Origin of the sequence: Streptomyces sp. NRRL F-5727, assembly GCF_000719555.1 — a bacterium.
Taxonomy (GTDB): Bacteria; Actinomycetota; Actinomycetes; order Streptomycetales; family Streptomycetaceae; genus Streptomyces.
Genome location: NZ_JOGX01000028.1, coordinates 63,572 through 75,944, shown reverse-complemented (window position 1 = coordinate 75,944; position 12,373 = coordinate 63,572). Strand labels below are relative to the sequence as shown.

Sequence of the window (12,373 nt, the reverse complement as noted above, 5' to 3'; positions counted from 1 at the left end):
CTGCCCGCCCCCGTCGCCCCCCAGCCGCCGCTCCTCGCCGGCTCCCGCGCCGGCCTCGCCGACGTCCTCGCCCGCCTGGACGGCGCCGTCGACGCCGCCGCCAAGGCCCGCCGCCCCCTCGGCCCGCTCCCCGCCGGAACGCCCGCCGAGGTGCTCGCCGCCGCCGCGCACGCACTCGGCCCGGCCGAGATCCCCGCCGAAGGACTCGGCGCCGACGCCGCCCTCGGCCTGCTCGCCACCGTCCTCACCGAACACGGCATCGACCTCTCCCACCCCCGCGCCGCCGCCCACCTCCAGCCCCCCGCCCTGGCGGTCGCCGTCGCCGCCGACGTCCTCGCGAGCGCCGGCAACGCCTCCCTCGACACCTACGACTCCGGCCCCTCCGCCATCGCCGTCGAACGCTGGCTCATCGGCGCCCTCACCGGCCTCGCCGGACTCGGCGAACGCGCCGACGGCGTCCTCACCCCGGGCGGCTCCCTCTCCAACCTGATGGGGCTGCTCCTCGCCCGCGACGCCGCCGCCCACCGGCTCGGCGTCGACGCCCGCGAACAGGGCGTCGCCGCCCTCCCCGGACCGGTCGTCTTCTGCTCCGAACTCGCCCACTTCTCCACCCACCGGGCCTGCGCCGCCCTCGGACTCGGCGAGGCCGCCGTCCACCCCGTCCCCGTCGACGACCGGCGCCGCATGCGCCCCGACGCCCTGCGCGCCGCCCTCGACGCGCTCGGCCCCGACCGCACCCCCGTCGCCGTGGTCGCCACCGCCGGCACCACCGACTTCGGCTCCGTCGACCCCCTCCCGCAGATCGCCGAGATCGCCGCCGGCCACGGCATGTGGACGCACGTCGACGCCGCCTACGGCTTCGGCGCCCTCTTCTCCGACCGGCTCGCCGACCGCCTCGCCGGCCTGGAACTGGCCGACTCGATCACCCTCGACCTGCACAAGATCGGCTGGCAGCCGGCCGCCGCCAGCGTGCTGCTCGTCTCCGACACCACCGCCTTCACCGCCCTCGACCGCCAGGTGGCCTACCTCAACCCCGTCGACGACGCGGAGGCCGGCTACGACGGCCTGCTCGGCCGCAGCCTCCAGACCACCCGGCGCCCCGACGCCGTGAAGGCCGCCGCCACCCTCCTCACGTACGGCCGCGCCGGCCTCGGGCGGATGGTCGACACCTGCCACGACCTCGCCCGGCACGCCGAACGCCGCATCCAGGACGAGCCCGAGCTCGAACTGGTTGCCCCGGCCGAGCTCACCACCGTCCTTTTCCGCCACCGCACCGACGACCCGGCCGCCTCCGACGCCTTCAACGCCGCCCTCCGCCGCCACCTCCTGGAGACCGGCACCGCGCTCATCGGACGCACCGAGGCCACCACCGGGGGACCCGGCTCGCCCCGGCGGGTCTGCCTCAAGTTCACCCTGCTCAACCCCACCGCCACCACCGACGACATCGACGCCCTCGTGGACGCCGTCCTCGACGCCGGCCGCACCTGCGCACGACTCACCAAGGAGGACGACGCCGCATGAGCACCACCACCACGGCGCCACCCGCCCAGGCCGACCCCCTGCACACCCGCGACGCCCGCGGCGCCTCCGAACACGCCCACATCGAGGCGTTGCTGCGCTGCTGGCTGCGCGAGACGCACACCCCCGTCGCCCCCGGACCCCTCCGGGTCGAGCTGCCCACCGCGGGACTGACCCTCGTCACCGAGGTCACCCACCGCTCGCCCACCGGCTGGCACCGCTTCGGCCCCACCCGCCTGGAGGGCCCCGGCGGCCCGCTCGGCGACACCGCCGACCCGGTGACCGCCGTCGCCCTGCTCTCCGCCGAGGCCGCCGTACGCGGCGGCGGCCGGCCCGGGGGAGTCCCCGCCGGTGAGGCGGCGGACCTCGTCGAGCGCACCGCCGAATCCGTCCGCAGGGTCGCCGCCTTCATCGCCGACCGCCGCGCCCACCCCACCCCGCCGCCCGGCGTGGACGGCTTCCTCGACGCCGAACAGGCCCTCCTCCTGGGCCACTTGAACCATCCCGCGCCCAAGAGCCGGGACGGCGTCTCCGACCACGACGCCCGCGCCTTCTCGCCCGAACTGCGCGGCTCCTTCCGGCTGCACTGGTTCGCCGCCGACCCGTCCGTGGTCTCCCACGACGCCGTCGACGGCGCGCCCTCGCTGGCCGGCCGCGACACCGTCGCCCTCCTCGCCGACCTCGCCGGACAGCGCCCCGACGACGGCCGGGTGCTCATCCCCGCCCACCCCTGGCAGGCCCGTGACCTGCCGCACCGCCCCCGCGTCCGGGCGCTCCTCGCCTCCGGCGCCCTGGAAGCCCTCGGCGAGCTGGGCCCCGCCTGGTGGCCGACCTCCAGCGTGCGGACCGTCTACCGGCCGGACGCCGACGTGATGCTGAAGCTCTCCCTCGGACTGCGGCTGACCAACTCGCGCCGCGAGTCCACCCGTACCGAACTGCGCCGCGGCCTGGAGATCAACCGCCTCCTCGACGCCGGCCACGCGGACGACACCTTCGCCGCCCACCCGGGCTTCGCCATCACCCGCGACCCCGCCTGGATCGCCGTCGACGAACCGGGCCGCCCCGAGGGCCCCGAGGTCACCGGGCTCGACGTCGCCGTCCGCGAAGTCCCCCGGGACATCGCCCGGTTGCGCTGCCTGGTGGGCCTCGTGGCGCCCCGCCCCGGCCTCGGCCGCAGCGCCCTCGGCGACCTCGTCGCCGGGCTCGGACCCGGCGCCGCCGAGCAGTGGACGGCCGACTACACCGACCGCGTCCTCGTCCCCATGCTCCACCTGTACGCGGCCACCGGCATCGGCCTGGAGGCCCACCAGCAGAACACCCTCGTCCGCCTGGACGAGCGCGGCCGGGTCACCGGCGCCACCTTCCGCGACAACCAGGGCTACTACCTGGCCGGTTCACACCTGCCCGGTCTGCTCAAGCGGCTCGGCGCTGACTCCTCCACCCTCGCCGTCGTCGACGACGCCCTCGTGGACGACCGGCTCTCGTACTACCTGCTGCGCAACCAGGCCCTGTCGGTCGTCGGCTGCCTCGCCGTCGACGGCCTCGCCGACGAGCGGCGGCTGCTCGCCGTCCTCGCCGAACGGCTGCGCGCCGCGCTCCCCGGCCTGGCCGCGGCCGGCCCCGACGGCGACCGGCTCGCCCGCCGCTGGCTCACCGCGGACACCCTGCCGTGCAAGGGAAACCTGCTCACCCGGCTGCACGGCATCGACGAGGTCCTCGCCCCGCTCGACGCCCAGTCCGTCTACCTCGACGCCCCCAACCCCCTGCAGGAGGCCACCCCGTGAGCACCATCGAGCAGACCGGCGGCGCGGTCCCGGGCCCGCCGCTGCCCGTGCTGCCCGGCCGCTGGACGGCCCGCGTCGCCCGCGCCGAGGGCGCCGACCTGGACCTCGTGCACGGCTGGATGCGGTCCCCGCACATCGACGCCTTCTGGCACCAGGCGTGGCCGCGCGAGCGCTGGCACGAGGAGATCGCGGGCCATCTGGCCGGCGACGCGATCCTGCCCGTCCTCGTCGACCTGGACGGCGAGCCGCTCGCCTACGTCGAGGTCTACCGGGTCTTACGGGACCGGCTCGCCGGCCACTACCCCGAGCTGCCCCACGACCTCGGCGTCCACATCGCCATCGGCGAGGCCGGGCGCACCGGGAAGGGCCTCGGCCGGACGCTGCTGCGGGCCCTCGCCGACGGCCTGCTGGCCGCGGACCCGGACTGCGCCCGCGTGGTCGCCGAGCCCGACGTGCACAACGCCCCTTCGCTGAGGGCCTTCGAGGCGGCCGGATTCCGGCCCGCCGGCAAGGTCGAGTTCCCCGACAAGACCGCCGCCCTGATGATCCGCCCGCGCACGCCGGAGGACCTGCCCCGATGAGCGGACCCACCACCGACCACGACGTCGTCGCCATCGGCTGCGGCCCCTTCAACCTGGGCCTCGCCGCCCTCGCCTCCACCGTCGACGACCTCGACCTGGTCGTCCTGGAGGAGACCCCCGAGCTGACCTGGCACCGCGGCATGATGTTCGGCGACGCCTCGATGCAGGTGAACTTCCTCGCCGACCTCGTCACCCTCGTCGCCCCCTGGCACCCGCTGTCGTTCCTCGCGTACCTGCACGACATGGACCGGCTCTACACCTTCACCGTGCGGGAGAACTTCTTCCCCTCCCGCCGCGAGTACGAGCACTACCTGCGCTGGGCCGCCGCGCGGCTGCCGGCCGTGCGCTTCTCCCACCGGGTCGAGGAGGCCGACTGGGACGCCGGCGAGGAGCGCTTCACCGTCCGCGCGGTACGCGGCGACGGCACCGTCGTCCGGTTCCGCGCCCGCCACCTCGTCCTCGGCATCGGAACCGCCCCGCACCTCCCCGACGCGCTCGCCGGGCTGCCCTCCGACCGGGTGCTGCACACCTCCGACTACCTCCACCGGGCCGCCGACGTGGCGCGCGCCGGGCGGGTCACGGTCGTCGGCTCCGGCCAGTCGGGCGCCGAGGTCGCCGCCGACCTGCTGACCCGCAACCTCGACGGCGGCCCGGCGGTGAGCTGGCTGACCCGGACCGGCTCGTGGGCCCCGCTCGACTACACCAAGATGAACCTGGAGCTGACCACCCCGGCGTACATGCGCTACTTCCACACCCTGCCGGAGGAGGTGCGGGACCGGCTGGTCGGCGAGCAGTGGCAGTTCTACAAGGGCATCTCCACGGACACCCTGGAGGAGATCCACGAACTCCTCTACCGCCGCCAGCTCGACGACGGACTCGCCGACGTCGAGCTCCGCTTCGGCGTCGCCGTCGAGGCCGCGGTCGCGGAGCCCTCCGGGCGGACGGTGCTGACCTGCCGGCACCTCGACACCGGCCGGGAGTTCGCGCACGTCACGGACCTGGTGGTGGCGGCGACCGGCTACCGGCGGCGCACCCCCGACTTCCTGGCCCCGGTCGAGAAGCTGATCCGGCAGGACGCCAAGGGGCGGCCGGTGGTCCGGGCCGACCACTCCGTCGAACTCGCCGACGGCGTGACCGGACGGATCTTCGTGGCCAACGCCGAGATCCACGCCTACGGCGTCTCCGCCCCGAACCTCGACATCGGGGCCGTCCGCAACGCCACCATCCTGAACGCCGTCACCGGGCGCGAGGTCTACCGCCTGCCCCGGCGGAGCGCCTTCACCCGCTTCGAGGCCCCCGGAACGCCGGCGCACGGCGGGGGATGACGGTGTTCCCGCGCCACCCCGCGGCGGCGGGCGAGGACGACGGCCCGCCCGCCGTCGTCCTCCCCGTGGGCGTCCGCGACCAGATCGTCGGCGCCCTCCGGGCGGGCCACCGGCCCGAGGAGGCCGCCGCCGGGGCCGGCCTCCGCCTTCAGACGCTGGAGGCCGCCGCCGTCGGCGACGGTGTCCTGGCGGTCGCGCTCACCGGCCGCGATCCCTTCACCCGGGAGGCCGGCGCCGTGCGGCAGCGCGCCGAGCTGCTGCGCTGCGTCGCCCTCGGCATGACCCTCGCCGCGGCGGCGCGGGCCGCCGGCGTCCCGGAGAGCACGCTCGGACTCTGGCGGACCGAGGACGAGCCCTTCCGGGACGCGCTGGACGGCGCCCGGGCGCTCGCCGAGGCGTCCCGCGAGGCCCCGCGCTCACGCCTGTCGCCCGCCGCGATCCGGCTCTTCCTCCAGTCCCTGCGCGAGGGGCGGCCGGTCACCGCCGCCGCGGAGCGCGCCGGCGTCTCGACCTCCACGGTGTACGCGCGCCGCCACCGCGACCCGGCCTTCGCCGCCTGGATGGACACGGCCCGCGAGGAGGGCGCCCGCACCCGCACCCGCGCCCGGTTCGCCCGCCTCCCACCGCCGCGCCGGTGGGAGGGGCGGTACCGGTTGGTCCGCCAGGCCCCCGGCGCGGGGCCGACGGAGCCGGAGGGCGATCCTCCGGCCGCGCCCGGCGGACCCGCCGGATGAGCCTCCGGGCCGGGCCTACTCGGTGCGCAGGGCGGTCGCCGTACGGGTCCCGGCCGCCCAGCCGGCCGGGAGGAGGGCGCCGAGGAGGGCGATGAGCAGGCCGCCGAGGGCGAGCGCGACGAGCGCGCCCGCGCCGTACACGTCGGTGACCGAGGCGGGGAGCCGGAGGCCCACCCCGTCGGCCATCGCGGGCACCACCCGGCCGTGCAGGGCCACGCCGAGCGGGACGCCCAGCGCGCCCGCGACCGCCCCCGTCACGACGACCGAGGTGAGGACCATCGCCACGGTCTGACGGGGTGTCATCCCGAGCGCCTTGTGGACGCCGATCTCCCGGACCCGCTCCCGGGTGTCGAGCAGCACGCCGTTGAGGACGCCGAGCGCGGCGACGGCGACCAGCAGCAGGGTGAGGAACGCGGCCAGCGCGTCGAGCGTGACGACCATGTCGCTCCCCGAGCGGAGCCCGCCCGCCCGCGCGGTGACGCCGAGCGGTGCCAGGGCCTCGTTCAGCGCCTCCACGTAGTCCGGTACGCCGGTCCCCGCGGCGACCGCGATGTGATGGCTCGTCGACGTCATGTCCGGGCGCGCGGAGGCGAGGCTCGCGAGGTCGGTGAAGACCTGCATGCCGTCGTTGCGCGGGTCGAGGACCTCGCCGACGATCCGGACGGTGACCGGCTCGGCCAGGCCGTTCAGCGTGACCCGGTCGCCGACGCGGGTGCCGGTGGCGGCCAGGAACGGGGTCGGGACCACGGCCTCGCCCGGCCGCGCGAACCAGCGGCCCGCGACCAGCGCGTAGCCGCCCCAGGAGGCGTCCCCGGTGAAGGCGACCACGTCGACGAGGTCGGTCGGGCCGGACACCGTCGCCCGTACCGTGGTGGCGCTGTAGTGCCGCCCGGTTCCCGCGGTCGCCTCGATCGCCGCGGTGACGGCGGCGGGCTCCGCCGGGGGCCGCCGCTCCGCACCGGAACCGGGCGGCGGCCCGGCACCGGGCGGGCCGAAGGCCGGCGGGGGCTCCGGGACGCTGACGTCCGCCACGTCATGGGCCTTGGCCCGCATCACCTCGCCGAGCGAGGCGCTCATCCCGACGGTGAAGGTGACCGCGACCGCGCCGAACAGCACCGCCGTCCCCATGGCCAGGGCGCGGACCGGCCGCGCGAACGGCCGCACCAGGCCCAGCGCGACCGGCTGCGGCAGCGGCAGCCGCGCGGCCAGGCGGGCCGCCCGCCGGCCCTGCCCCGACGGGACCGCCCGGCCGACGGCGAGTGCGTCGACCGTCCGCAGCCGGCCCGCCCGCCAGGCGCTCGCCCAGGCGGTCGCCGCCACCAGCCCGAGCACCCCGCCGGTCACCGCCACGTCCACCCAGGGCGCGACGGCGAGGGAGGAGGTGCCGTACACCTCCCCGGCCTCCGCCAGCACGGGCAGGGCGAGGAGACGACCGGCGAGGAGCCCGGCGACCGTGCCCGCGGCCGCCGGGACCAGCGCCTGCGCCACATGGGCCCGCACGACCTGGGCCGGGGTGAAGCCGACCGCCTTGAGGACGCCGATGCGACGGGTCCCCAGACCGACGGCCGACGCGACGACGTTGCCGACGACGAGCACCGACATGACCAGACCGAGCACCCCGAACGCGAGGAGGAACGGCACGTAGACCGCGGTGTCGCGCTCGGCGTTCGACGCGACCGTCAGCCACGACTGCTCGCCGACCGCGGCCCCGGCCGGCAGACCCGCCGTCACGGCCGCCGCGCCCGCGGCGACCCGCTCGGCGGTGCTCGCGTCGGCGAAGCGGTAGAGCATCTGGTACCCGCCGCCGCCGGGCGCGGTCAGCGCCGGCATCTGCTCCGGCACCACCCAGGCGTCGGCGGTCCCGGTCACCGAGCGGGCCACCCCCACCACCGTCAGCGCCGGCGCGCCGGGCGGTCCGGGCACGTCGATCCGCAGGCCCAGGACGGGGAGGAGCGGGGAGTCGGCGGCCACCGCGATCTCGCCGGGACGCGCGGGCCACCGCCCGTCGAGCAGCGCCACCGCGTCCACGTCCCGGCCGGGGTCGGGCCGGCCGACCACGGTCATCGGCCATCCGGGACCCGAACCGTCCGTGCGCGGCGCGACCGTCGCCGTACGGAACGGCCCGGCCGCCCCGCTCACCCCCGCGGCCCCGGCCGACCGCGCCAGCCGCCCGGCGCCCACCCGGTCCGCGTCGAACTCCACGGACAGATGGGCGCCGTGCTGCCGGGCGAAGGCGCCTTGGAAGGGCGCGCCGGAGACCACGAGCAGCGAGCCGCCGAGGACGGACGCGGCCACCGCCGTCATCGTCGCCAGCCCGATCACCAGCGTCTGCACCCGGCGCCGCCGCACCCCCGACCGCACCACCCCGCCGAGCGCGCTCACCGGGCGTCCTCGGTGACGCGGCCGTCGGCGATCCGCACCGTGCGCCGCGTGCAGGAGCGGGCCAGCGCCAGGTCGTGGGTGACGAGGAGAACGCTCTGCCCCTCGGCGTGGAGGGCGGCGAGCAGTCCGCCGACGTCCTCACCGGCGGCCGTGTCCAGGGCTCCGGTCGGCTCGTCGGCGAGCAGCAGCGCCGGCCGGTTCATCAGCGCCCGGGCCACCGCGACGCGCTGGCGCTCGCCGCCGGACAGCCGTCCCGGCAGGGCGCGGGCGTGCCGGGCGATGCCGAGGCTCTCCAGGAGTTCCGCCGCCCGCCGCCCGGCCTCGCGGCGGCCCGTGCCCGCGAGGCGCGCCGGCAGGACGACGTTCTCGGTGACGGTCAGGTCGTCGAGCAGGTGGAAGAACTGGAAGACCATCCCGATCCGGGCCCGCCGGTGGAGCGCCGCGCCCGCCTCGCCCAGCCGGTCCACCCGCACCCCGTCGACGGTGACGGTCCCCGCGTCGGGTCGGTCCAGGCCCGCGACCAGGTTCAGCAGCGTGGACTTCCCGCTGCCGGAGGGGCCGAGGACCGCGACGGCCTCGCCGGGCATCACGGTCAGCGACACGTCGTCGAGGGCGGGCGGACCGCCCTCGTAGCGGCGGCTCACGCCGCGCAGTTCGATCACGGGTGTGGTCACGGAAGGCTCCTCGGAAACGGGGGAGGGAGGGGGGCCGGGTGAACGCTAGGAGCGCGGCCGGCGCCCGCGCGTCGTCCGCCCGGACCCCCTCCCGTACCGCGCCGGGACCATGCGCCCGGACGTCATCCCCGCGATGTAGGCGCCCGGTGTACGCGCTCGCTCGGAACCGGCCCCGGAGACGGATCCGGCGGCGCGGGGCGGCGGCGACAATGAGCCGGTGATGAACGTGCGTACGACGGCGGAGGGGCTCCGGGCGGCGGCCCGGCGGACCGTCCGCGACGCGAGGGTCCCGGCCGGTCCGCCCCCGCGGCCCAGCCGGCGCGCCTGGACGTTCGACGTCCTGCTGGCGCTGGTCATCGGTGCCGCCACCGTCCACTACGGCATCGACAACGTCGGCGTCGTCGTGATCCGCGAGACCGGCCTCGGGACGACGTACGTGATGCCCCGCCCGTCCGGCGCGGCCGGCCTCGCCTGGATGGTCTCCCTCGCGGTCGTCGCCTCGGGCGCCCTGGCCCTGCGCCGCCGCCACCCGCTCGCCGTGCTGTGCGTCGTCACGGCGGCGACGCTGGCGACACCGCAGAGCGTGTCGCGGCTGACCTTCTACGCCTTCGTCATCGCCGTCTACAGCGCCGCCGTGTACAGCCCGTACCGGGTGGCGACCCTGGTGGCGCTCCCGGTCTCCGTCCTCCTCGTCGGCACGTCGGGGAACTCGGTCGCCCCGATCGTCCCCACCGAGTACATCGCCCTGCTCGTCCTCGTCCCGATGGCCCTGGCCGCCGTCGGTCTGCGCACCTGGAAGCTGCGGTCCGACGAGAGCCGCACCCGGCTCTCCGCGCTCGAACGCGAGCAGGCCGAGGCGCTGCGCCGGGCCGTCGAGCACGAGCGGGCCAGGATCGCCCGGGAGCTGCACGACGTCGTCACCCACCACGTCAGCGTGATGATCATCCAGGCGGGCGCGGCCCGCACGATCATGAAGACCTCGCCCGCGCAGGCCGGTGAGGCCCTGCTCGCCGTCGAGGGGAGCGGCCGGTCGGCCATGACCGAACTGCGTCACGTCATGGGGCTGCTCACCATGGCCGACGAGGACGAGGGGCGCGACGAGGACGTGGACCGGCCCGACGCGCCGGCGGAGCTCGCACCCCAGCCGGGTCTCGACCGGCTGGACGCGCTCGTCCGGCGCGTCCGGGACGCGGGCCTGCCGGTCGCCCTGACCGTGACCGGCCCGCCCCGCGAACTCCCGTCCGGCATCGGGCTCGCCGCCTACCGGGTGGTCCAGGAGGCGCTGACGAACGCGGTGAAGCACGCGGCCGGCGCGACCGCCGCCGTGACCGTCGAGTACGGTCCCGGCCGGCTCCGGGTGGAGGTCACCGACACCGGCGGCCGCCCCGGCCCGGGCGCCGCCGCCGGCAACGGCAGGGGGCTGATCGGCCTGCGCGAGCGTCTCGCCGTCTACGGCGGCACGCTGGCCACCGGACGGCGGCTGACCGGCGGCTACCGTGTGGAGGCCCTGATCCCCCTGGAGGAGACACCGTGACCCAGCCGCCGCCGCGTGTGGTCCTCGCCGACGACCAGACCCTGGTCCGCACCGGGTTCCGGATGATCCTCGGCGCCGACGGCATCGACGTCGTCGCCGAGGCGACCAACGGGACCGAGGCGGTCGAGGCGGTCCGCCGCACCCGTCCCGACGTGGTCCTGATGGACATCCGGATGCCCGACATGGACGGCCTGGAGGCCACCCGCCGGATCCTCACCGGCGGCCCCGGCGACCCCCGGGTCATCATCCTGACCACCTTCGACCTCGACCGGTACGTGTACGCGGCGCTGTCGGCGGGGGCCAGCGGCTTCCTGCTCAAGGACGTCACCCCCGAGCAGCTGGCCTCCGCCGTCCGCACGGTCCGCACCGGCGACGCGCTCCTCGCGCCGGCCATCACCCGCCGACTGGTCCGGCGCTTCGCCCGGCGCGGCGACGAGACCGTCGCCCTCCACCGCGACCTCGCCTCGCTCACCCCGCGCGAGCTGGAGGTGCTCGGGCTGCTGGCGCGCGGACTGAGCAACGCCGAACTGGCCGCCCGGCTCCACCTGGCCGAGGCGACCGTCAAGACGCACGTCGCCCGCGTCCTCGCCAAGCTCGGCCTGCGCGACCGCGCCCAGGCCGTCATCGTCGCCTACGAGACGGGCCTGGTCAGCGTCGGCGAGACCGGCGACCGGGAGCCGGACGACGCGCCTTAGGGCTGCCCGGCGTACCAGTCGGCGTACGCGTCCGCGTCGATGGCCGGGTTGCGCAGGGTGGCCCAGAAGACGTCGTCGGGGGCCGGCGGGAGCGGCGGGTTCCCGAGGTCGGCGTGGAGGTCGTCGCGCCAGAGCGGGGCGTACAGGGCCCGGGTCGTCGGTATCTCCGCGACCGCCAGGTAGGCGGAGCCCCGTACGGCGTGGGCCAGTTCGACCGCGGCCAGGGCCCGGACGGTGTCGCCGCGCGTCGTCGCGGCCGCCTTCGCGGCGCGCAGCCGCCGGACCGCGGGGCCGTCGGGGGAGGTGTCGGGGGTGCCGGAGTCCAGCGCGGCCAGAGCCTCGGCGATCTCGGGGTACGCCACGAGTCCGGTCTCCTCGGCGAGGCGGCGGGCCTGCCTGCGGGCCGCCTCGGCGACGCGCTCGGCGGGGAGGGTGGCGACGAGGGCGCCGAGCTCGTCCAGTCCGTACAGGCAGCCCACCTTCAGGCGCTCCGACGGGTCGGCCGGGAGGCCGAGAGCGGGGAGCTCCGCGTCGGGACCGGGCGGCGGGGTGTCCGCCGGGTCCCACTCCGGGAGGTGTCCGAGCGGGCTCTCCCAGATCAGGCGGCCGGCGAAGACGACCAGGGCCGGGTCTCCGGGGCTCTCCAGCCGGTCCGCCAGCTCCGTCAGGTACGCGCCCAGCGACGCGGCGGTCCCGAAGCGGGTGCCCGTCTCGTCGAAGAAGCGGCCGACCTCGCCGTACGTGTCCCGGCCCGGGTCGCAGTCCATGGCGACCCCGTCGGCGGTGACCTCGTACGCGCCGAACTGCACGTAGCCGGGCAGCCAGTACCCCACCGCGTCCTCCTCGTCCAGGTCCGCCGCGCACGACCGCAGGAAGCCGGTCGCCTCGACGATGCCGCGGAGCCCGAGGGGCCGGTCGTGGTTGTCGAAACGGAACGCCTCCGGCCCCGGACGGGCGCCGTCGTGGCGGCGCAGCGAGGCCCGCAGGTCCGGCGGGAAGACGACGCCCAACTCCCGCTCCGTCGCGCGGATGTCCTCGTCCCGCGCGGGCGGCGCGAGCGTGGCGAAGGTACGGGGCGCGTGCGCCAGGAGCCAGCGGTCGATGCGGTCCCACGCGGCGTCCACCAGGTGCGAAGTCATGCGGCGG

General features: G+C 76.7%; 10 protein-coding genes. 7 read left to right on the top strand and 3 right to left on the bottom strand.

What is annotated here, in order from left to right; genetic code table 11:
- The 5 genes from IF73_RS0120185 to IF73_RS38730 all read left to right on the top strand — a co-directional run.
- Positions 1–1,521: pyridoxal phosphate-dependent decarboxylase family protein (locus IF73_RS0120185; RefSeq protein ID WP_199806677.1), on the top strand; the 1,521-nt coding region annotated here is incomplete at its 5' end.
- Entirely contained in the window at positions 1,518–3,302 is a 1,785-nt protein-coding gene (locus IF73_RS0120180) for an IucA/IucC family protein (RefSeq protein WP_031009995.1), read from the top strand. The genes IF73_RS0120185 and IF73_RS0120180, both read left to right, overlap by 4 nt.
- Positions 3,299–3,883 carry a GNAT family N-acetyltransferase gene (locus IF73_RS0120175; protein ID WP_031009993.1) on the top strand — a complete coding sequence of 195 codons (585 nt, stop codon included), beginning with the start codon at positions 3,299–3,301 and terminating at the stop codon, positions 3,881–3,883. Before IF73_RS0120180 ends, IF73_RS0120175 begins: the two co-directional genes overlap by 4 nt.
- Positions 3,880–5,208, top strand: coding sequence for a lysine N(6)-hydroxylase/L-ornithine N(5)-oxygenase family protein (locus IF73_RS0120170; RefSeq protein ID WP_031009990.1), 1,329 nt, complete (start codon positions 3,880–3,882; stop codon positions 5,206–5,208). The genes IF73_RS0120175 and IF73_RS0120170 overlap by 4 nt, the downstream gene beginning before the upstream one ends.
- The gene (locus IF73_RS38730; protein ID WP_031009988.1) at positions 5,205–5,942 is read left to right on the top strand and encodes a hypothetical protein; all 738 of its coding nucleotides are present in this window, start codon (positions 5,205–5,207) and stop codon (positions 5,940–5,942) included. The genes IF73_RS0120170 and IF73_RS38730 overlap by 4 nt, the downstream gene beginning before the upstream one ends.
- Before the next feature lie 15 nt (positions 5,943–5,957).
- Here the strand turns inward: IF73_RS38730 and IF73_RS0120160 are convergent, their stop codons facing one another.
- Together IF73_RS0120160 and IF73_RS0120155 are read right to left on the bottom strand one after the other, a co-directional pair.
- Positions 5,958–8,324: an ABC transporter permease gene (locus tag IF73_RS0120160; protein ID WP_031009986.1), complete on the bottom strand. Its 2,367-nt coding sequence runs from the start codon at positions 8,322–8,324 to the stop codon at positions 5,958–5,960.
- On the bottom strand, positions 8,321–8,998 hold the full coding sequence (locus tag IF73_RS0120155; protein ID WP_031009982.1) for an ABC transporter ATP-binding protein: 678 nt from the start codon (positions 8,996–8,998) through the stop codon (positions 8,321–8,323). The genes IF73_RS0120160 and IF73_RS0120155 overlap by 4 nt, the downstream gene beginning before the upstream one ends.
- 220 nt (positions 8,999–9,218) lie before the next feature.
- On the opposite strand from IF73_RS0120155, the gene IF73_RS0120150 reads away from it, so the two are divergent.
- Together IF73_RS0120150 and IF73_RS0120145 are read left to right on the top strand one after the other, a co-directional pair.
- Complete coding sequence (locus IF73_RS0120150) at positions 9,219–10,532, top strand: sensor histidine kinase (RefSeq protein ID WP_031009980.1); 1,314 nt, start codon at positions 9,219–9,221, stop codon at positions 10,530–10,532.
- Complete coding sequence (locus IF73_RS0120145) at positions 10,529–11,227, top strand: response regulator (RefSeq protein ID WP_031009977.1); 699 nt, start codon at positions 10,529–10,531, stop codon at positions 11,225–11,227. The genes IF73_RS0120150 and IF73_RS0120145 overlap by 4 nt, the downstream gene beginning before the upstream one ends.
- On the opposite strand, the gene IF73_RS0120140 is transcribed toward IF73_RS0120145, so the two are convergent.
- Positions 11,224–12,366 (bottom strand): SMI1/KNR4 family protein, encoded by a 1,143-nt coding sequence (locus IF73_RS0120140; RefSeq protein ID WP_031009973.1) that lies wholly within the window; start codon positions 12,364–12,366, stop codon positions 11,224–11,226. The genes IF73_RS0120145 and IF73_RS0120140 overlap by 4 nt on opposite strands.
- Positions 12,367–12,373 lie beyond the last annotated feature (7 nt).

Excerpts from the sequence above, each read along its gene's own strand:
- IF73_RS0120180 (WP_031009995.1), top strand. The coding sequence starts at position 1,518 with ATGAGCACCACCACCACGGCGCCACCCGCCCAGGCCGACCCCCTGCAC.
- IF73_RS0120170 (WP_031009990.1), top strand. The coding sequence starts at position 3,880 with ATGAGCGGACCCACCACCGACCACGACGTCGTCGCCATCGGCTGCGGC.
- IF73_RS38730 (WP_031009988.1), top strand. The coding sequence starts at position 5,205 with ATGACGGTGTTCCCGCGCCACCCCGCGGCGGCGGGCGAGGACGACGGC.
- IF73_RS0120140 (WP_031009973.1), bottom strand. The coding sequence starts at position 12,366 with ATGACTTCGCACCTGGTGGACGCCGCGTGGGACCGCATCGACCGCTGG.
- IF73_RS0120150 (WP_031009980.1), top strand. The coding sequence starts at position 9,219 with ATGAACGTGCGTACGACGGCGGAGGGGCTCCGGGCGGCGGCCCGGCGG.